Here is a 20,163-nt window from a genome sequence, read left to right as displayed (position 1 = left end):
CTTTTTAAAAAAGCTAAAACTTGCTTCAGCGCCCCTTCAACCCTTTCAAATCAAAATACTATTTTTAAACTTACTGATATCCTCTATCAGCGGCGTAAAAAGTGGCAAGTTTAGGATTGAAAGTTAATTTTATGGTTCCAACCGGTCCGTTTCTTTGTTTACCTAAAATCAGTTCCGCTTCATGTTCATCATTTAAAGAATCTTTTCCGGGTTCATCTTTTTTTCTTTTGTAATATGAATCTCTATACAAAAACATAACGAGATCCGCATCCTGTTCAATTGCTCCAGATTCTCTGAGATCACTTAATCGAGGCCTTTTATCTTCTCTTTGCTCAACAGCACGGGAAAGTTGGGATAAAGCAACAACGGTGATGTTTAACTCTCTAGCGAGCAGTTTCAAGGATCTTGATATCTCTGTTATCTCTTGTTGCCTGCTTTCATAACTTTTAGATCTAGAAGACATCAATTGTAAATAATCGATAAAAATTACTTCGATACCATATTCTCTTTTCATTCTCCTTGCTTTAGCCCTCAGCATTCTAGGAGTTAAATCTGGTTCGTCGTCAAAGATAAGTCTTGACTTTGATAATTCTCCTGCTTTTTGCACTAATTTTTCCCATTCTTCATCAGAAATTTGCCCAGTTCTAACCTTGTGTAGATCTACCTTTGCCTCAGAACATAAAATTCTGTTAGCTAACTGTTCTTTTGACATTTCCAAACTAAAGATTGCTACGGCAATATTTGACTGTAAAGCCATGTTAGTTGCAATATTTGCAGCAAAAGACGTTTTACCCATGGATGGTCTAGCTGCGATGATAATTAACTCAGACCTATGAAATCCTGAAGTCATCCTATCTAAAGATTTGAATCCAGTAGAAACCCCCGTAACAAGATCTCCCTCGCCTTTTTGAGCCCTGTTTTTTAACTCTTCTATCTGCTCAAAAACATCATGCATTACGTTAGATAAAAGATCATACGTTCTTGTAGCACGGGCTTCAGCTATGGAAAATATTCTTTTTTCAGCATACTCTAAAACTTCTTGAGCATCTCCAATATTTCTTACGGCATCGACTATCTCTGAAGATGCGTTAATTAAAGCTCTTAAAAGGGCTTTTTCTTTTACGATTTGGGTATAATACATCACATTAGCCGTTGTTGGGACAACCTGAGCCAAATATATTATTGTATCTTCTCCACCGATTTTCTGCAAAAGATTGGACTCTCTTAATTTTTCGATAACAGATACGGTATCAACAGGTTCCCCTTTGTCGAAAAGTTCTTCCATAACTTTAAATATTATTTTATTATTTTCGTAGTAAAAGTCTTCCCATCTTACCTCTTCGATCACATCAGGAAGTATAGAAGGATCTAAAAAGATGCTACCTATGACCGACTCCTCGGCTTCTTTACTATTAGGGGGGGTAAAAGAAGTAATTTCCATTTGTATACACCTCGATCAAACTAATAAGCTCAAAAAATAAGATAGAGCAAAAATTCCAACACTTATTAAAAGGCCTAACAGACCCCTTTTGTCCATTTTTTTTACGTCTTCGTCAGTTCTTTTGCTACCGTTTCTTATCATTTTAGCAGATCTCCATAAGAATATCGTTGAAATTATAAAAAGGATCATTGCTATTACAAAAAGAGTGTTTACAAAAGCAAACATTAAAGTATCACCTTTTCAACATACGGACTGGTGAAGGCCCTCAAAACGGAGGAGTAACCTAGTCTAAATCTTATCTTATCTCCTACTTTATAACTCACTTTAGACTCAGTTAAGTCTACGATTGTATGATCGCTACTCGCATGGAGTATTTCGATGTTTTCATCCAAAGGATACATGCTTGTAGGGTCAACATCTTGTTCTCCTACGGCTAAAATGCCTTTTATTCTATTACCTTTGTCTTCAAATTCTGGTTTACGTCCAAATGCGTCATAACCAATGTTGCCATATGGAACAGAAGGTTTTTCTTTCAATTCCACAATTTCTGCTTCCAAGATTATCGTATCCTGCCTTGTTCCAGGAACGTTGCGGTTGTTAGTTGCGTCCGTTCCACAGATGATCGATTCCCCTAATCTATATTGGTTTATGCCCTTTGGTAAACTTCTTTTTTCAATTAAAGGTAAGGCAGCAGTATTTCCACCGGAAATTATTTCTAGAGTTTTCCCAGTTTCTCTTTGGATTTCTTCTTTTATTTTCACGAGCCTTTGCATATTAGTTTCGTCAGGGATTACTCCACCAAAACATCCTAAGTTTGTACCTATTCCAACAACCTCTATTCCTTCTATAGTAATGGCTTTTGAAATCTCAGAAACAGCTTTTTCAAACCAAACTCCTTCCCTTAGATCTCCGACGTCAACCATATAGATGACTTTAGATCTCTTATTGAATTTAGAAGAAACGTTCCCCAACTTCTTACTGATCTCTAAGTCACTGATTAAAGTATAATCAACATATTTTGCTACATCATCGAGTTCAGAAATCATAGGTATTCTAAGTAACATAAAAGGCCCTTTTATATCAGATTCCCTCATTTTCTTTATGTTTTGAATCCGTGAATCACCCAAAATTTCAATTCCACATTCTTTAAGTGCATGGACTATTGTAGGTTCTCCACAAACTACTTTTGTGACACCTATTATTTCAACGCCTGAATCAGTGCACAAAGATTTTAAAAATTTTGCATTTTCTTGAATCCTTTCTAAGTAAGCGTAAACCTTTGGATACAAGGAAAATCCTCCTTTATTGAAAATTGCGGGCAATCTTGGCCCGCAATTAAGAAAATTTTACTTAGGTTAAAACATCTAAATTTTGACCCTGATACAACTCACCAACGGTTCTAACTAATTTCATCGATATTCCGGTTTGTTTGTACATCATAAAAGATAAAAGTTTTTCCATCTCTTCCTTGGACATTGTGGGACTCTGATTAATGTTTTGACTATTTGCGTTATGAAGTTGGTTATTTCCGTAATCAAAACTGCTTAAATAAAGTGGTTTGTATTGTTGAGAGGATATAGGATCGATCAAGTTGATTCCCCCTTTTAACTCTGCTTTAGTAGTTTTAATATTTTAGAATCATCTTCCTGACTTTCCTCATATATTTTGTTCAATTCATCAACAGACATCTTAGATATTTTCTCCAAAAGTTCTGGGGTTCCTTGAGATTTGCCAGGGACACAACCGTCTTTTCCGACCTCACCTTTGATAAATGCCTTGGCGAAGGCTGCACATCCGGGATAACCACAAGATCCACAATCATTGTTTGGCAATACTGCTTTAATAATGGCTTCTGTTGGATCTTCTTTTACTTCAAATTTTTTTGCTGCAAATGCCAAAAAAGTGCCGGAAGCAAATCCTAAAATCCCTAATAATAACGCCGAATAAAATATTGTGAGCACTGCAAAAACACCTCCACAAAGTTTCTTTCTAATATTATTATATCACATATTATTTGTAATTTAATTTAAAAGTGTGGACAGTATTTCGCTTATTTTCTTTCCATCGGCCCTTCCTTGAACCTTTTGAATTACTAATTTCATAACTTTGCCAAAATCTTTTTTTGACGTTGCATTAGCTTCATTTATTGTTTCTTCTATTATTTTTCTCAATTCCTCATCAGAAAGCTGTTCAGGGAGATATTCTTGTAAGATCTCAAGTTCTTTTTTTTCTTTTTCAGCGAGATCGTTTCTATCTGCTCTTTCAAACTGTTCAATGGAATCTTCTCTCATTTTTATCTGTTTTCTTATCAATTGGACTATTTCTTCCTCTGTTAACTCAGCTGCTTTTTCAACCTCTTTATTTTTAATCTCGGATATTATCGATCTAACCGCATTTAAAGCAAGGGTATTTTTCTCTTTCATATATTTTTTCAAATCTTTATTTAATACATCTTTTAACATTTATAATCACTCCTTATTCAAGGCTTCATTTCTCTTTCTTCTAAGATGTCTCAATTCTAAAAAGAATATCAATATACTTAATACACCAAAGATTATAACATAAATATTTAAATTTATTTCTGAAAAATCACCTACTAACATATTGGACAAAATATCCAAGATTTCATAGGCGAATAGGAATAGGCCTATGAAAGAAGAAACTACTATATGGGCCGATTTATGATACCATATTCTATTGTCATTAGAAAAACCGTAGATCGAAACTAAGAATATAACAAAAAAAGAAAAGACATAGAAAAAGCTTTTTTGTATATTTAGCAACATAAAAATGATTGATAATATTGCTATCAAAGAAAGTGTGAAGTTTTTATGCTTCATAGGAAAATACCTCCTACAAAAAACACCACATTAGCTATAATATAAGCAACAACGGTGGTGTAAATAAAACTAAAGATAACCCATTTCCAGCCATTTGTCTCTGCCTTAATCGTAGCTAAAGTTGCAAAACAAGGAATATAAGCCAAAACGAAGAATATTAGCGCTAAAGCAGATGCCGGGGTTAATGCATTTTGTAAGGCATAGGTTAAAGAGCCTTCTCCAACATTAAAAATTGTGGCATAGGAAGACACGACTATTTCTTTGGCAGCGACACCAAAAATCAAGCCGGTGTTTATTCTCCAATCCCACCCCAAGTGATTAGTTAAAGGTTCGAACACTCTCCCAATAGAAGCGGCAAAACTACTGTTTATATCTGTTCCAAAATTAGGGAAGAAGGACAAAAACCAAATTACTATGGTGGCTATTAAAATTATGCCTCCGGCTTTTTGCAAAAAGTGCTTTCCTCTGTTCCATGTATAAATTGATAAATTTTTGAAAGTAGGCATCCTAAACCTTGGTAGTTCTATGATAAATGGGATATCTTCTGATTGGGTAATGAATCTTTGTAAAAATTTTGAGGATAGTAAGACTAAAGATATACTCGATAAATAGACTAGCAACATTATAGTCGCTGCCTGCGTTGAAAAGAACGCGCTTATTAAAAGTATGTAAACCGGTAACCTTGCACTACACGACGCAAAGGGAAGGCTAATAATTAAAGCTAATCTTTCTTTTTTATTAGCAATTGATTTAGTAGAGATAATGGCTGGAACATTGCAACCGAAACCTAAAATAATAGACATAAAAGATCTACCACTTAATCCAAAATTTCTCGCAATTCTGTCAACTAAAAAGGCTGCTCTTGGCAAATATCCTGATTCTTCCAAAAATCCTAAGAAGAAAAATAAGATAAAAATCTGTGGAATAAAAACCAAAACACCACCAACGCCAGCTATAACACCATCAACTATTAGGGATTCCAACCAAGGAACAGTTACAAATCCGCTGATAGAATTGCCCAAAAAAGTAAAAGCCGAATCCAGCAAATCCGATAATGGTTGAGCGAGGCTAAATGTGAGAGAAAACACTGCAAACAAAGCAAAGACATATATCAATATTCCCAAAACCTTATGAGTAAAAACGTGGTCTAAAATATCTCTCAAAGACCAGTCTATACCCTCTTTTATTATAGAAGAACTAACCAGATAAGAAATGAAATTAAACTTCCAATTTAAATATTTGTTTTTAAGTTCTTCTATATCAAAATTTTCTTTTAATTCAGCCAAAAAATCTTTGGAAAGCTCCAAATCTTCATTTCCAAACTCTAAAAAGTAGATTGGTAACCAACTACTATCTATATAATTTTGATATTTTGAACTTATCTTAGGATACTTTGAAACTTTGTCTTGAAAAAACTCGATAAAATTCTCTATTTCTTCCAGATACATTATTTTCTTTTCTGTAAGATTTTTTTCTTTAGAAAGATTGTATGCTTCTTCTAAAAGTTCTTCCTTACCTTCGCCTGTCTTGGCAGAAGTCAATATGACAGGGATGTTTAAAGTTTTGGAAATTGGGGATGGATCGATGATTCTCCCTTTTTCCCGAGCTTCATCTACAGCGTTTATAACCAAAATAGTCTTCACGCCAATTTCTATAAGTTGAAACAATAAAAACATCGAACTTTCCAAGTTCAAGGCATCTGCTACAACAATTACTATCTCCGAACTATTACTTATTAAATAATCCTTAGCAACTCTCTCGTCTTCACTTTTAGCTGAAAGAGTGTAAACACCTGGAAGATCGACTAATTTAAAGGTTTTTCCTTTATACTTAAAATTTCCAACTTTCTTCTCTACTGTAACCCCTGGCCAATTAGCAACATATTGTTTAGTGCCCGTCAAAAGGTTGAATAGAGAAGTCTTACCAACATTAGGATTTCCAATGATTGAAATCTCTGCTTCCTTGTTAACTGTTTCAACGTTATCTTTGAGGGTCTCCTTACTCATTCAAGCTCCTCCCATTATTAAATTTGTTTTGTAAAGTTATTTAGTATAATAACAGTTGTTTAATAGGCCTTTTCCACATTTATCTGTCAATGGGCAACTTTTACATACGGGTTCTATTTTGTCTATTTTTTCCATTCCAACATTCATGGACCTTAAGAAAGGAATCAAAATGTTTATTTCACTTTGATTTAAGTGAAATTTCTCTTTTAATTCCAAAATATCGACTTCTTTATTCTTTTTCAAATATTCTTCAACTACCGATATATCCATTTTTCATTCCACCTTTTTACAAAATATCTTGGTAGCTCTTCCTCTTCCCAATTCTTGTTTGTTTCCTTCAACCTCTATAATTATCTTGTTCCCAAGTTTATGAATTATATTAATATTGACTCCTTCATACAAACCCATACTTTTCATCTCTTCTACAAGATTTCTTCCACCTTTAATATCAAATATTTCATATCTTCCAATTTCACATTCCAAAAGGTTGAATATTTTGTAGGGAACATCGGCAAAGATCTTAGAAGCTTCGCTCTTTCTTAAAACAACCTTTTTTTCTCCGATTTTGAATACTAAAGGATCCCCAAAAGGAGAAACATGGACTAATTCTATAAATTTACCAGGCGTTATTCCCATCGCGACAAGACGATTTTTAGTACTTTCGTCTTCAAAGTTCAATTGAATTATCTTTCCCTTTTGCCCAATAAACAGGTTGTGTGAAGGAATTAGCAAATTATAATCACCTCTTTTGAAAATCTCAATTCAATTATAGCACTTTTTAAAATAGTTAGATGTGCCTAAAATTAACAATCAAATGAACTTTTTGAAAGCAACAGTTAAATTATATGCAGTTTGTAGCGAGTTTATCAATATTAGCAAACAAGTTGAAGAAAATAAACTTCTTGTGTTAGATCATAATTAATTGTCATCGAAATAGGGTAATGGTTACATAGTAATCAGGTCTTTGAAATTGATAGTATTCACTTCGATTAAAAAATATGATAAAATCAATTATGGAATAATTAAAGTTCGGGGCGTAGCGCAGTTGGTAGCGCGTTGGTTTCGGGAACCAAAGGTCGCTGGTTCAAGTCCAGTCGTCCCGACCATTATCGAACTTTCCTTTCCTTAACAGCTCAAAGATCTATTTCGGATTTTTGAGCTTTTTTATTTTTGATTCAAAAATCATATTATTGAAAAAAATATAGTACAATAGATTTGTTCTTTTAAACATTTTAAAGAATAGGCACTTTAGTAATAAAACGATTTTCAAAAATAAGATAAGGGGAGCTAAAGGAAGTGTTTAAAAATCTTATGGAGGGTGGAGAAATGAAAATAACAGATTTAAAATTTGAAAAAATTAAAATTAAACTCAAAAAACCTTTTGTTATTTCACGAGGAGCAACAGAGTATTGTGAATCGATAATTGTAAAGATAACTACTAATGAAGGATACTACGGTTTTGGAGAAGCTACTCCTTCTCGTTCGGTAACTGGAGAAACCATCGACAGTGTAGCAACAGTTCTTAAAACATTCAAAGAAATATTGATAGGGCAGGATCCACTCGCAATAGAAAGAATACATTATATATTGAACAAAGCAATCGCAGGAAATACAGCAGCAAAAGCGGCGGTTGATATCGCTCTCTACGATATAAAAGGAAAAGTGATGCAAGCACCTGTTTATAAGATACTTGGTGGATTTGAAAACAAAGTACAGACAGATATCACGATAGGGATTGGTGCACCACAAGAAATGGCAAATGAGGCAAAAGAAAGTGTCGATAGAGGGTTTAACATATTAAAAATCAAAACCGGTATTAATCTTAAAAACGACGTCGAAGCTATCAGGCTCATAAGAAAAAATGCAGGAGATAACATAAGAATGAAAATAGATGCCAATCAAGGATGGAATATACACGATACGTTAACCGCAATCAAGACGTTGGAAAATTACAACATTGAAGCGGTTGAGCAACCGTTAGCCGATTGGGATTTTGATGGGTCCGCACTTTTGAGAAAAAAGGCTGATATGAAGATAATTTTAGATGAATCAGTTCATAACGCTCACGACGCAATGCATGCGATAAAAAAAGATAGTGCTGATATGATCAACATAAAACTGATGAAAAGTGGCGGGCTTTACGAAGCAGAAAAGATTAACGCAATTGCAGAATCTGCTGGAATTAATTGTATGGTTGGATGTATGGTGGAAACGAAGGTGGCCCTTACTGCGGGGGCAAGCTTAGTTGCGGCTAAGAGAAATATAACAGATGCTGATTTAGATTCCTTCATGTATTATGAAGAATTCGAAGGGATAAAAGGAGGATTCGAAGTAGAAGGGGATACAATAATTCTTTCGAATAAACCTGGTTTAGGAATAGAAATCAATATGTGAAAGAAGAAGGGGGTAGATCTTGATTATAACAAGATCTAGACTGAATGTATATCCCTCTTCAATTCTATAGTTGAAAAATCGGTTGGGAATCTCACAGGTCTGTCCAAAAGGGCAGACTTGTAAATTCCCAAAACAGCTTCGACAGCCTTTTTTCCTTCTTCACCGTTAATAAAAGGTTCTCGATCTTCTTCTATAGATTGGTAAAAATCTTTGTACAACGGAATATGCCCACTTCCATAAACGGTATCAGGATCTGGGAGATTTTGAAATGGGTGTCCATCTTCTCCTTCAAATCTCCAATATTTTATCTTATTCACCGCCAAACCACCAATCACTACTGTCCCTTTTTCTCCAAATATCGATAGAGTTTCTTCCAAGTTTTTTGGATATATATTTGCTGACCCTTCGATAATTCCTACGGAACCGTTTTTAAATTTTATTATTGCCCCTCCAAAATCCTCGGCCTCTATATAAGGATGGGTGAAGTTCTGAATAGCACCATATATTTCGTTTATTTCAGAGCCCATATTCCACAATAACAAGTCTATATTGTGAGTACATTGGTTCATCAATGTCCCACCGTCGTATTCCCAAGTGCCTCTCCATTTTGCTTGTTTATAATATTCTTCGTTTCTATTCCACCTAATGGAAGCTTGACCGTGAAGAATTCTTCCAAAGGAATTTGTTGTAATTTTTTTTCTTAATTCTTGTATAGGTGGATTGAACCGATTTTGAAAGCAAACCCCTAACTTTAAATTTTTCCTTTTTGCAAACTTTATCATCTCATTCATATGTTTGGTCGATAAGGCCATGGGCTTTTCCACTAACACATGTTTGTTATTTTGCAAGGCTTCCATGGTGATTTCATAATGATTTCCACTTTCGGTGGCGATTGCCACGGCGTCTATATCCGATCTTTTCAACAATTTTCTGTAGTCCGTGTATATCTCTGGTTTCTTTAACCCAGAATTTTCTACCTTGTTGGCAAAGTGTTCTGCTCTTTCTTCTTTTAAATCGCAAACAGCCACATTTTCAATGATATCAGAATTTTTGATGATCGCTTCTGTGTGTTTTTTTTGAGCAATTCTTCCACAACCTATTACAGCCAATTTAAGCATAAGAACATCACCTACATTTCAGCTTTTTATAATAAAGAAACTTTTTCTGGATACTTCTCTCTAAGGCCTTTTGTGATATTTTTTGTATCAAAAACTATATTGGCATTTTCCAAAACGAAATTGTAATCCACCTTTTTGTGCCCCGTAGTAATTAAGACAGCATCTGATTCATCTAACAATTCTTTTGTTAAAGCTACGGTTTTATATTCAATTCCTTTATGAGAAAAATTTTTAATATAGGGGTCATGAATCTTTACTTGTGCTCCCTTCTTTTCCAAAAGCTCCAAAACTTTCAAAGCAGGAGACTCTCTTAAATCGTCGATGTCGTTTTTATAACTTACTCCTAACATCAATATTTTGGAACCGTTCAAACACTTTTTATTTTCGTTTAAAATGTCCATTAGTCTTTCAATTACATACTCAGGCATATAATCGTTTATTTCCCCTGCCAATTCTATTATCCTCGTGTGATAGTCAAACTCTCTAGCTTTATACGTTAAATAAAAAGGATCTATTGGAATGCAGTGACCGCCCACTCCTGGTCCAGGGTAAAAAGGCATGAATCCAAAAGGCTTTGTAGCAGCAGCGTCTATTACTTGCCAGATATTTATACCCATTTTCTTTGCTAAGATAGCCATTTCATTTATGAGACCAATATTGACTATTCTAAAGGTATTTTCTAAAATTTTTGACATCTCTGCTTCCTTGGGGGATGAAACAGTGAAAACACCAGCGTTTAATACGTTTTCATAGAGTGTTTTTGCATGTAAAGTGCATTTTTCGGTAACTCCGCCGACTACTTTTGGTGTATTTTTGGTTTTATAAATCAAATTTCCTGGATCTACCCTTTCTGGGCTAAAAGCTAAATAAAAATCTTTTCCAACCTTAAAACCATATTCTTGTAATAACGGTAGAAGTACTTCTTCCGTAGTTCCTGGATAGGTAGTGCTTTCTAAAACGATCAACATTTCTGGATGGAGTCTTTTTGCTACTTCTTTGGTCGAATCAACAACAAAACTTAAATCAGGTTGTTTGTATTTATTCAAGGGAGTTGGAACACATATCATAACACAATCGCATTCCTTTATTCTGTCATAATCAGTTGTAGCGTTTAAAAGGCCGTCTTCAACCAGCTTTTCTAATTCTGCATTTACAACATCCCCAATATAATTTATTCCTTTGTTGACCTTATCTACTTTTTCTTTTTGAATATCGAATCCTAAAACTTGGTACCCTGCCTTCGCCTTTTCTACCGCAAGTGGTAAACCAACATAACCCAAACCTATTACCCCTATCTTTGCAGTTTTATCTTTTATTTTATCCAATAATGCCATTTTTTAGTCCTCCTCTTTCTAGAATAACACTATTTTTAGAAACTCTAAAACTATTTTGAAAAAAACTCCTTAATAGATTTAACTACATATTCCTGCTCTTTTTTGGTGAGTTCTGGAAACATTGGTAAGGCTATCGTGGATTTCGATGCCTTTTCAGCTACAGGAAAATCCCCTTCTTTATAACCCAGGTTCTCAAAGCACTTTTGAAGGTGTAAGCCAAGAGGATAGTATATCGATGTTCCAACCCCTTTACTTTCTAAGAATTTTTTCAATTTATCCCTATCTTTGGGGTTATTCAAAGTGACAACGTATTGGTGATAAACATGAGTTCTATCGTTAAAATAGGCAGGATGGCTTAAATCTTCGTTGAGGTTATGTAATTTGAATAATTCTTCATAATTTTTTGCCTTTTTTATTCTTTTATCAATGTAGTCATCTAAATTATTTAATTTTATTCTCAATATTGCAGCTTGAACTTCGTCTAATCTTGAATTGTAACCAACTTCATCGTGATAATATTTTTTTGCAGCACCATGAACTCTTAATTTTCTGACCCTATCTGCTAAAACCACATCGTTTGTAACAATCATTCCACCGTCACCATAACCACCTAAATTTTTTGTTGGGAAGAAAGAAAAAATGCCCAAATCTCCGATACTGCCGCTAAATTTTCTTTCACCATTCTTATAATTCCATACAGACCCAATAGACTGGGCGGCATCTTCTATAATTTTTACGTTGTAATTCTCTCTTATTTTTTCCAATCTTTCTAAATCAACGGTCTTTCCAAAAAGATGTACAGGAATGATAGCTTTAATTTTTTCTTTTTTTGGATGATTCTCAAGTAAATCTTCGACTTTATCCAAATCAAGGTTGTAGTATTTATCTTCTACATCCACAAATATAGGAGTGGCTCCATTCAGTACAATGGCACTTGCGGTCGCAAAAAAAGTATACGGTGTGGTGATAACGTAATCTCCTGCTTTTATATCCATAGCTTGAACCGATATCCTTAAGGCATCAGAACCGTTAGCAACACCGATTGCGTACTTTACATTTATATACTTTGCGATTTCCGTTTCTAAGGCTTTTACATTACTTCCCATAATCACATTTCCAGATGTGAAGACAGCATCCAACTTTTTTAAAACATCCTTCCTCAATTTTTCGTATTGTCTTGTTAAATCAAAAAGAGGAACCTCCATCTTATCTTTCATTTTCATCTGCCCTCCAGAGAAATATTACCTTCATCATCTATCTTAAAAATATACAATTTTTCCAAATTTTTTTCGGTTGCCTTTTCCAATATTTTTTCTGATTTTCTAAACGAAGCTATTATGAGGGCATCGTAGATTAACTCTTTGGCTTTTTCCGGAGGGTAAATATCTATTCCTTGAAGTCTATCCCCCTGTTTTAAAGAGGAATCGTCCAAAAATCCAATTATATTAATATTTTCATCCTTCAAAACCTTCAATACAATTCCCCCAACAACTCCCGCACCATACAAAAGAATGTCCTTTAAATTATCTTTTTTAAGAGTTTGAAAAACTTTTTTGAAGGAGTCTTTGGTTTCTGTGTACAGCTCAGAAACCTCGTCGACGAAACTGAGGGTTAAAAATTGCAACCTCTTTTTTCCTGCCTCTGTGAGCTCATAACTCATATTACGTTTGTTTTCACCGCTTTTTATAATATTTCCATTCTCTTCAAAATCCTTTAAATACTTGTTTATCATCGATGGGACAACCCCTACTTTTTTCGCCATCGTTTCTTGAGAAATATCGTTTTCTTGAGAAATTAACTTTAAAATCGTCATTTCTCGGAAGTTTGGAGAGGGGTTAAAAAATGTGTATTTTTGAATATTGAGCATTAGGAAAATCACCTCTAAGCATTTCATTCATACACTAAGTGAATAATTATAATTAATTATAACAGTTATTTTTTTAAAAGTCAATTGAATTTTTAAATTCAAAAAATAAAGACGCACAGATCATGCGTCTTCAAAAATTTTTTAAAGTCTATATTGTACTTCCTGAGTTTATACTTCGAAATATCAATCAAAAAGCTTCTTTGCTATTTCAGCTACTCTTCTTCCTTGACTTTTGGCAATATTAAGTTCTATTTCATTTGGTCTATTTTCATCGCCCTGTATAATAATTGCCGAGGCGCCATACGGTGAACCACCATGAATATTTGAAGCATCGCTCAGACCTGGCTCAGTGAAAGGAATTCCAACAATAATCATTCCATGGTGCAATAACGTTGTGTGAAAGTTTAATATAGTGGATTCTTGACCTCCATGTTGAGTACTAGTAGAAGTAAAGACACTACCGATTTTCCCAACCAAACTTCCCTTTGCCCAAAGTGGACCTGTTGTATCAAGAAATTGCCTCATTTGAGCAGCCATCATGCCAAATCTAGTGGGAGTACCAAAAATTATCGCATCAGCTTCAACTAAAGAATCCAAAGTTGCTATGGGAATATGTAAAAATTGTTCTTGTGCCTTTTTAGCCCCGGATTGGATTAGAATATCTTCTGGAACAGTTTCAGGCACTCTGTAGATCTTAACATCCGTTCCTTTTACTTCTTTTGCACCTTCCGCTTCGGCTTTAGCCATTTGATAGGTATGACCGTACATACTGTAGAATATTATGTTGACTTTTGCCATCTAAAGTCCTCCTTTAATTACGATAAATTTAATCCACTTTTATTATACCTGTATTTTATTAATATTTTTTGAATTATATTATAAATACGGCCATTTTATTTTAACCTTTCATTCCAGTAAATGTGATTCCTTTTATGAAATATCGTTGAGTGAATAAAAATACTATTATAAGAGGTAAAATTACGATAACCGAACCAGCCATTTGCATCGCTATGTTTTCAGTATATTGTCCTCCTAAAACAGATACGGCAACAGGAAGTGTGTACATGCTTTCATCGGTCGCTATAATCAACGGCCATAAAAAATTGTTCCAAGAACCTGTAAATGTGAAAATTGTTATTGCAGCCATAGCAGGTCTGGCCAAAGGCAATATTATTCTAAAAAATATCCACCCTTCATGTGCTCCATCTATTTTAGCTGCTTCTATCAGTTCGTCAGGGACACCCATAATATACTGTCTCATGAAAAATATGTTGAAGGCATTCGCTATAGCAGGTAATATTAAACCCCAATAGGTGTTCAATAGATTCAATCGTGACAGTAATAAGAACACTGGAATCATAGTTATTTGGCCAGGCACCATTATCGTTCCTAAGATAAACAAAAACAAAAGGTTTTTATTTTTAAAATGGAATTTGGCGAACCCATAACCTGCCATAGTAGCTATTAAAACGGATAAAAATGTGGTAGAAAGAGAAACAAGAACAGAATTCAAAAAAGGTCTTCCAAAGTTCATTTCTTGAAATAAATCTATATAATTATTAAAAGTAGGATTTCTAGGGATCCATCTGGGAGGAAATATAAAAATTTCTCCAGGTCCCTTAAAAGAAGTTGAAACCATCCATACAAAAGGTATAACAGAAATTAACAGCCAGATAATTAATAATCCATGTACCGCCACTTGTTCTATAGGAGAAACTTTTCTGGATCTCACATTTATCACTCCTTACCAATACTCTCTTATACTTCTGATCTTCTTGCACTCATTTGCATGTATGTTAAAGCAAATATCATTAAAAATAGCATAAAAGCGATCGAAGAGGCATACCCTAATTTGAAGAACCTGAACCCTTGTCGATACAGATACAGAACTATAGATAAAGTAGAATTCAAAGGCCCGCCTGCCGTTAACATGTAGGGTTCTTCAAATAATTGCAAATAACCTATTACAGTCATAACTGTAACAAAAAATATCGTTGGTCTCAACGATGGGATAGTAACATGTAAAAATTGTTGAAACCTTGAAGCTCCATCCAACTCGGCAGCTTCATATAGATAGTCGGGTATATTTTGTAAACCAGCCGTGAAGAGAATAATGTTGTAACCTACCGCTTTCCAAACTACAAGCATTATTACCGATGGCATTGCCCATATGGGATCACCTAACCAATTAGGTCCTTGTATACCAAATAAACCCAAGAACCAATTTATTAATCCATAATCAGGATTGAGCATCCATGCCCACACGATAGCAATTGCAACTGTGTTTGTAATAGAGGGGAGGTAAAAACTTACTTTAAAAAAATTCTTAAAATATGTAGCCTCCCTATTTATTAGGGTAGCAAAGCTTAAAGCTAATACTACTGTTAAGGGCATCGCAACAACTAATGCATATAGTGTATTTAGTAAAGCCCTCCAAAAAAGGGGGTCTTGCATTAAGTTTACGTAATTTTCAAAACCAATAAAACTAGCTCTTCCCCAATCATATATAGCATAAACATCGAAATCGGTGAAGCTTATGACTAAAGAAACTACTATAGGTATTAACATGAAGATCAACAATAATATTATTGAAGGTCCTATGAAACCAATAATCGCTCTTAATGGGGTCTTCAATTCTATCGCTCCTTAATAATCAAAATCAAAAAAATTTGATCAAAAGCCCCTCTTTTTTGTAACAAGAGGGGCATAAAACAAATTATTTCAATATCTTTTCAATATCTTTTTTCAAATCTTTAGCTGCTTGTTCTGGCGTTTTTCTGCCATAAATCGCTTCTTGAACTCTGCTATCAATCGAAACTGAGATCTCTTGAAATTCGGGTATATTTATAGGAGCTTTTGCATCATTCAACTGTTCACCAAACGTCGCTATCATCGGATCTGATTGCAATAAAGGATCTTCCCATGCTTTGGGGACTGAAGGTAGTGCATTCACAATTTGGTACCACTTTACTTGGATATCCGGTCTCGACAAGAACTCTATGAACTTCCAAGCAGCTTCCTTGTTTTTGGAATCTCTGAAAATTACTAAATCACTGCCACCCATAAAGGATGTTCTGCTTTTATTCTCGGGCATTAATGCAACATCCCAATTACCATCTATTTGAGGTATTTGTGCCCTTATCATACTAACCATCCATGGACCGGAAAAAAAGATTGGTGTATCTCCAGAGGCAAAATCTTGGAATAGGTTCCCTCCACCAGCAATTGGAGTCAATCCTTCAGTGAAGAATCTTGTGTAATACCCAAAAGCTTCGACGAATTCTGGTTGGTCTACTATCACATTTCCAGCGCTGTCTAAAATATCTCCACCATTTTGCCAAACAAATGGTAACAGTACTTGATAATTATCCTGAGGTTGGTAAAGTGTAATGCCATATCTACTACCATTTTCAACTAACTTCTTTACAGCATCGTATAACTCATCCCAATTTTGAGGAGCATGATCGTAACCTACTTGCGCTAATAAATCTGTTCTGTAATACATAGCTCTAGTATCCACATACCAAGGAATACCAAACTGCTTCCCATCAACTATTCCTGTTTCCCAAGCACCTTGGAAGAAATTCTCTGGCTTTACCACTTCAGAGTTTTCTATGTACGGAGCTAAATCTTCAAACGCTCCCATGCTTCCAAACGGAGCCATCCAAGTTGTTCCCATCTGTGCAATATCCGGGACTTGTCTGCCAGCGATTCCTGTTAAAATTTTATCGTAGGCATTTGCCCAGGGTATGGCTTGAATATCGACCTCATATTCAGGGTATTCTTCCATGAAAAGCTCAGCTAATTGATCCAAACTTTTTGCCTCTTCACCCATAGCCCATACTGTGATCTTTGTTGCTCCGAAATTGAATGAAACCAACAACATCACAACACTCAAAACGACCAAAGTCTTTCTCATGTTCCTACACCTCCTAATAACAATTTTTTACAGTATTTAGAAGTTTAAAACTTCTATTAAATCCCTACCCCCCTGCAAACCTTTTAAAATCGAAATTTTATTTTTGATAATCTTTTTATTTTTAATATTCTGATTCAGAAAAGAATCTTATTTTAATTCTAAAGTTCCCCAATTTTGTGGATTTGCCCAAATATCTGGCAGAGGATTCCAAGAAATTATATTCTCTCTCACATATTCTCCTATAGCCGCATCTCCTTTGTTAGAATTATGGATTGTGTGGCTAAATCCAAGTTTTAAACCAGGTTGTGGATTCGTTATACCTAAATATTCAAATGGGATCATGACTTCCACAACATATCCATAATCTGTTTTTTTAGAAGCTACCTTCATTTTAGGTGCCGTTGTGGATATTGGACCTGGTTTTGCGTCTTCGTGTCGTACAGCCTGGACGTTTCCTTCTGTATCAAATGGAAGAATAGCTAATTTGAAAATTCCCGCATCTGAGCCAGCAACTGCTGGGTTTATATAAAATTCAATTGAATCAGTCCTGTAATAACCACCGACATCGTTGGGGGCTATGTTAATAACGACAACTTCATCGTATACGTCTGCTGCTAAATACAAGTTTTGATCATCCCATGCAACTTGAAAGTAACTATGTAGAACCTGAGACCTTTTATCTACAGGTTTTATTCCACCGCCTGGTACGTTCATATCTTCTGTTACGTCATATTTTGGAATGTTTTTCCATTCTTCTAAATTCCCGTCGATGTTTATATTATTTGAAATTTTTGGTGCTTCCGCTAACTTTTCTTCGGAACTAGTTAACAATCGTTTGTATTCTTCAACATACCAAGGAGTAACTGAATAATCAGATACTTTTTCAACGAATCCTATTTCATCTAAAGCCTTTTGAACATTTTCATTCTTCATGAAAAGTTCCCAAATTAAACCGGTCCTATAATTTTCGATCATTAAAATAATATCTCCTTGATCAATCCCTATATATTGATCAGAGAACCATACTTCATCTACGTTGAATGCACTATAAAATCCATACTCGCCCCATACTAACGGTCCATATTTACTCAACATTCCTCTGATAGCGTTCATTGATATATCAGGAGTGAATGGTATAGATGATATAGATGCATAGGGTGCAACCGTTCCATCGTTGTTCCCATCAACAGCTCCGTAAGCTTTGTATCCTGTAGGTCCATCAGAAGCACTTAAACCCCAGATGTCCATGGCGTAAGTTTCGTATTTAAAACGATTCTGTACAGCATATAACCAGTTGTATCTTGTTGCGGCTACTGCGTTGTTGAAATAATTAGCGTATTTGTCTTCTTTGTCTCTAAAATCTATCCAAATATTAGGGTATTGGTATACGAACAGTGTTTCTTGAGGTAGATAAATATATGTATCGTTTTTTACGGGTCTAAAAATTTTGTCCCATGAATCCGCAGGAACTGGATAGGTTGGTGAGCCAATAGCTAACACATAGGCGAGTAATCCTTCGTTGAAAGAATCCCATCTAGCGCCTAAGAAACCTGCCTCTGGTTTCCAACCCATGGACAAAGTGTCCCCACCGGCAAGCATCCATTGCCAATTTACGTTTTCATATAATTTATTTGCTAGTTCATCTACTTCCGTATTTTCAAAATAGGCTCCTGCTGTCAATGCGCCGGCAACGAGTATTGCGGTATCGATAGAAGATACCTCGCTGTTCCACTCTCTCTTGCCAGTATTCATGTTCACAAAATGGTAGTAAAAACCATTGATTCCTTCAACTTTGCCTTCTACAAAGGTTTTTAACGTTGTTAACGTTCTTTCGTAACCTTGATCATAAGTTATCCATCCTCGTTCAATACCTACTGGAATAGCTGAAAGCGCCATCCCAACAGCGGCTATACTTGAAGCTGAATCTGGCGTACTTCTATCTTTTACCAAACCATTTTCAGGGTTTACTTCTTTCCAAAGGTACATGAAGGTTCTTTTTTGTATTTCATCTAATAAGCTTTCATCGTCAAGTTCTAAAAGGTTTTCTACTTCTTCTTTAAGCTTTGAAGGGACGGCGGATAAAAGATCTTCCACTGTGGGTTTAGAATCTGATGATTTTTCTACAAAGATTCCATCTACATAGAATGGTTCCGTTAAAGGTACTTTTTCATTGTTTTGATTGAAACCAGCAAAAGCCAAGTAAATCATGTACTTATTTCCTTCTTTTAATTTGCTCATATCTCCGGCTATCTCAAATTCTACCTTGTTCCATCCATCATTTATACTTGTTTGAGAGAATACCCCTCCAACCCATTGCCATTCAGTTGTTAAATCTGCCATACCTAAGAAATACATCGTTGGTTTTATTTTATTGTCCTTTGGTATATATACGTTCATTGTTACTTTGTCGGTATCTGACCAAGAAATAATTTTTTCGCCAGAAAGTTCAATTGCTATCTTTGTTTCTATTGCTTCACCGTTGGGAATAACCCTCATGGAGTATAACCCTTCAGCAGCACGGTCTGTAGCTAATTCAAAAACAGCTCCCGTGTTATCGTTACCAAAAGTATTTATCTCCTCAACCGTGTCCATATTCCAAATATACACTTTTTCTGTTAGAGGCTCTTGAGAGTTTAAAGCAACTAAGTTGTCAACGTAAAAGGGATCTTTTAAAGGAATTTTTGCCGATCCTTCAGAATGCATGAAGGAAAAGTAAAGCATATATTTGTTCTCGAGCGAAATATCTTGCATCTTTTGGGATAATTTATACTCTATTAGATTCAAACCATCTTTTGGTGTTGTTTCAGAGAATATTCCATCAACCCATTCCCAGCCTTCAGTAACATCAGCCATACCAAGAAAAAAATTGTTAGGTTTTAAAGAACTATTTGGATTTGTGTAAAGCGCTAGCTGCAATGTATCATTACCAAACCATTTACTCAATCTTTCTCCTGATAATTCGAAAGCTAACTTCGTCTCTTCAGATGAGCCTGAAGGTACGACAATCGTAGAAAATTTACCGTTGTATACATATCTACCACTCAGTTCAAAGGTTGCTCCAGTGTTATCATTGTTCAAACCAACAGTAGAATCGAAATCATGGATTACCACTTGAGAGAAAGCTGATAAAAACAATATTAGAACTGCTAATACCAAAAAATATCGTTTTTTACTCATCGTAAATTCCTCCTTTTCTAGAATTTTATATTGTCTTTGGAAACTCTGAACCCTACTTTAAACCATA

20 protein-coding genes and 1 tRNA gene are annotated in these 20,163 nt (G+C 35.0%); 2 read left to right on the top strand and 19 right to left on the bottom strand.

Annotated elements, in window-relative coordinates; all coding sequences use genetic code 11:
• Positions 1–70 precede the first annotated feature (70 nt).
• The 10 genes from dnaB to X929_RS03480 form a co-directional block, all read right to left on the bottom strand.
• On the bottom strand, positions 71–1,441 hold the full coding sequence (gene dnaB, locus X929_RS03525; protein ID WP_103066659.1) for a replicative DNA helicase: 1,371 nt from the start codon (positions 1,439–1,441) through the stop codon (positions 71–73).
• Between the two features lie 15 nt (positions 1,442–1,456).
• Positions 1,457–1,666, bottom strand: a complete 210-nt coding sequence (locus tag X929_RS03520; RefSeq protein ID WP_103066658.1) for a hypothetical protein — start codon at positions 1,664–1,666, stop codon at positions 1,457–1,459.
• Positions 1,666–2,730 carry an alanine/ornithine racemase family PLP-dependent enzyme gene (locus tag X929_RS03515; protein ID WP_103066657.1) on the bottom strand — a complete coding sequence of 355 codons (1,065 nt, stop codon included), beginning with the start codon at positions 2,728–2,730 and terminating at the stop codon, positions 1,666–1,668. The genes X929_RS03520 and X929_RS03515 overlap by 1 nt, the downstream gene beginning before the upstream one ends.
• Before the next feature lie 61 nt (positions 2,731–2,791).
• On the bottom strand, positions 2,792–3,031 hold the full coding sequence (locus X929_RS03510; protein WP_103066656.1) for a hypothetical protein: 240 nt from the start codon (positions 3,029–3,031) through the stop codon (positions 2,792–2,794).
• 14 nt (positions 3,032–3,045) lie between these two features.
• Positions 3,046–3,402 (bottom strand): RnfABCDGE type electron transport complex subunit B, encoded by a 357-nt coding sequence (locus X929_RS03505; RefSeq protein ID WP_103066655.1) that lies wholly within the window; start codon positions 3,400–3,402, stop codon positions 3,046–3,048.
• Positions 3,403–3,462: 60 nt separating this feature from the next.
• Positions 3,463–3,903, bottom strand: a complete 441-nt coding sequence (locus X929_RS03500; RefSeq protein WP_103066654.1) for a GatB/YqeY domain-containing protein — start codon at positions 3,901–3,903, stop codon at positions 3,463–3,465.
• A gap of 6 nt (positions 3,904–3,909) precedes the next feature.
• Positions 3,910–4,281 carry a hypothetical protein gene (locus X929_RS03495; RefSeq protein WP_103066653.1) on the bottom strand — a complete coding sequence of 124 codons (372 nt, stop codon included), beginning with the start codon at positions 4,279–4,281 and terminating at the stop codon, positions 3,910–3,912.
• A complete protein-coding gene (feoB, locus tag X929_RS03490; protein WP_103066652.1) occupies positions 4,278–6,287 on the bottom strand; it encodes a ferrous iron transport protein B in 2,010 nt (669 codons plus the stop codon). The genes X929_RS03495 and feoB overlap by 4 nt, the downstream gene beginning before the upstream one ends.
• A gap of 36 nt (positions 6,288–6,323) precedes the next feature.
• Positions 6,324–6,557, bottom strand: a complete 234-nt coding sequence (locus tag X929_RS03485) for a hypothetical protein (RefSeq protein ID WP_103066651.1) — start codon at positions 6,555–6,557, stop codon at positions 6,324–6,326.
• A gap of 3 nt (positions 6,558–6,560) precedes the next feature.
• Positions 6,561–7,019: a ferrous iron transport protein A gene (locus tag X929_RS03480; RefSeq protein ID WP_103066650.1), complete on the bottom strand. Its 459-nt coding sequence runs from the start codon at positions 7,017–7,019 to the stop codon at positions 6,561–6,563.
• A 298-nt stretch (positions 7,020–7,317) separates the two neighbouring features.
• Here X929_RS03480 and X929_RS03475 point away from each other — a divergent pair.
• Positions 7,318–7,393: transfer RNA gene (locus X929_RS03475), tRNA-Pro, on the top strand.
• Positions 7,394–7,613: 220 nt separating this feature from the next.
• Positions 7,614–8,681, top strand: coding sequence for a mandelate racemase/muconate lactonizing enzyme family protein (locus X929_RS03470; protein WP_103066665.1), 1,068 nt, complete (start codon positions 7,614–7,616; stop codon positions 8,679–8,681).
• A gap of 35 nt (positions 8,682–8,716) precedes the next feature.
• Here the strand turns inward: X929_RS03470 and X929_RS03465 are convergent, their stop codons facing one another.
• From X929_RS03465 to X929_RS03425, 9 genes are all read right to left on the bottom strand, one after another.
• Positions 8,717–9,799 carry a Gfo/Idh/MocA family protein gene (locus X929_RS03465; RefSeq protein ID WP_103066649.1) on the bottom strand — a complete coding sequence of 361 codons (1,083 nt, stop codon included), beginning with the start codon at positions 9,797–9,799 and terminating at the stop codon, positions 8,717–8,719.
• Positions 9,800–9,825: 26 nt separating this feature from the next.
• On the bottom strand, positions 9,826–11,133 hold the full coding sequence (locus X929_RS03460) for a nucleotide sugar dehydrogenase (RefSeq protein ID WP_103066648.1): 1,308 nt from the start codon (positions 11,131–11,133) through the stop codon (positions 9,826–9,828).
• A gap of 50 nt (positions 11,134–11,183) precedes the next feature.
• On the bottom strand, positions 11,184–12,350 hold the full coding sequence (locus X929_RS03455; RefSeq protein WP_103066647.1) for a DegT/DnrJ/EryC1/StrS family aminotransferase: 1,167 nt from the start codon (positions 12,348–12,350) through the stop codon (positions 11,184–11,186).
• Positions 12,351–12,352: 2 nt separating this feature from the next.
• Positions 12,353–12,946 (bottom strand): winged helix-turn-helix transcriptional regulator, encoded by a 594-nt coding sequence (locus tag X929_RS03450; RefSeq protein WP_245858645.1) that lies wholly within the window; start codon positions 12,944–12,946, stop codon positions 12,353–12,355.
• Positions 12,947–13,183: 237 nt separating this feature from the next.
• Entirely contained in the window at positions 13,184–13,798 is a 615-nt protein-coding gene (wrbA, locus tag X929_RS03445) for an NAD(P)H:quinone oxidoreductase (protein WP_103066645.1), read from the bottom strand.
• 100 nt (positions 13,799–13,898) lie between these two features.
• Positions 13,899–14,732, bottom strand: a complete 834-nt coding sequence (locus tag X929_RS03440) for a carbohydrate ABC transporter permease (protein ID WP_103066644.1) — start codon at positions 14,730–14,732, stop codon at positions 13,899–13,901.
• A 26-nt stretch (positions 14,733–14,758) separates the two neighbouring features.
• Positions 14,759–15,634 carry a carbohydrate ABC transporter permease gene (locus tag X929_RS03435; RefSeq protein WP_103066643.1) on the bottom strand — a complete coding sequence of 292 codons (876 nt, stop codon included), beginning with the start codon at positions 15,632–15,634 and terminating at the stop codon, positions 14,759–14,761.
• Positions 15,635–15,716: 82 nt separating this feature from the next.
• Positions 15,717–16,919 carry a sugar ABC transporter substrate-binding protein gene (locus X929_RS03430; protein WP_103066642.1) on the bottom strand — a complete coding sequence of 401 codons (1,203 nt, stop codon included), beginning with the start codon at positions 16,917–16,919 and terminating at the stop codon, positions 15,717–15,719.
• A gap of 147 nt (positions 16,920–17,066) precedes the next feature.
• Positions 17,067–20,096 carry a glucoamylase family protein gene (locus tag X929_RS03425; RefSeq protein ID WP_103066641.1) on the bottom strand — a complete coding sequence of 1,010 codons (3,030 nt, stop codon included), beginning with the start codon at positions 20,094–20,096 and terminating at the stop codon, positions 17,067–17,069.
• Between the last annotated feature and the right edge of the window lie 67 nt (positions 20,097–20,163).

It is taken from the genome of Petrotoga olearia DSM 13574 (genome assembly GCF_002895525.1).
In the GTDB taxonomy this organism is placed as follows: Bacteria; Thermotogota; Thermotogae; order Petrotogales; family Petrotogaceae; genus Petrotoga; species Petrotoga olearia.
This window is presented reverse-complemented; position numbering and strand designations above follow the sequence as displayed.

Coding starts and splice junctions, on each gene's coding strand:
- dnaB (WP_103066659.1), bottom strand. CDS start 1,441: ATGGAAATTACTTCTTTTACCCCCCCTAATAGTAAAGAAGCCGAGGAG.
- X929_RS03520 (WP_103066658.1), bottom strand. CDS start 1,666: ATGTTTGCTTTTGTAAACACTCTTTTTGTAATAGCAATGATCCTTTTT.
- X929_RS03500 (WP_103066654.1), bottom strand. CDS start 3,903: ATGTTAAAAGATGTATTAAATAAAGATTTGAAAAAATATATGAAAGAG.
- X929_RS03495 (WP_103066653.1), bottom strand. CDS start 4,281: ATGAAGCATAAAAACTTCACACTTTCTTTGATAGCAATATTATCAATC.
- feoB (WP_103066652.1), bottom strand. CDS start 6,287: ATGAGTAAGGAGACCCTCAAAGATAACGTTGAAACAGTTAACAAGGAA.
- X929_RS03485 (WP_103066651.1), bottom strand. CDS start 6,557: ATGGATATATCGGTAGTTGAAGAATATTTGAAAAAGAATAAAGAAGTC.
- X929_RS03470 (WP_103066665.1), top strand. CDS start 7,614: ATGAAAATAACAGATTTAAAATTTGAAAAAATTAAAATTAAACTCAAA.
- X929_RS03465 (WP_103066649.1), bottom strand. CDS start 9,799: ATGCTTAAATTGGCTGTAATAGGTTGTGGAAGAATTGCTCAAAAAAAA.
- X929_RS03460 (WP_103066648.1), bottom strand. CDS start 11,133: ATGGCATTATTGGATAAAATAAAAGATAAAACTGCAAAGATAGGGGTA.
- X929_RS03455 (WP_103066647.1), bottom strand. CDS start 12,350: ATGAAAGATAAGATGGAGGTTCCTCTTTTTGATTTAACAAGACAATAC.
- X929_RS03450 (WP_245858645.1), bottom strand. CDS start 12,946: ATGACGATTTTAAAGTTAATTTCTCAAGAAAACGATATTTCTCAAGAA.
- wrbA (WP_103066645.1), bottom strand. CDS start 13,798: ATGGCAAAAGTCAACATAATATTCTACAGTATGTACGGTCATACCTAT.
- X929_RS03430 (WP_103066642.1), bottom strand. CDS start 16,919: ATGAGAAAGACTTTGGTCGTTTTGAGTGTTGTGATGTTGTTGGTTTCA.
- X929_RS03425 (WP_103066641.1), bottom strand. CDS start 20,096: ATGAGTAAAAAACGATATTTTTTGGTATTAGCAGTTCTAATATTGTTT.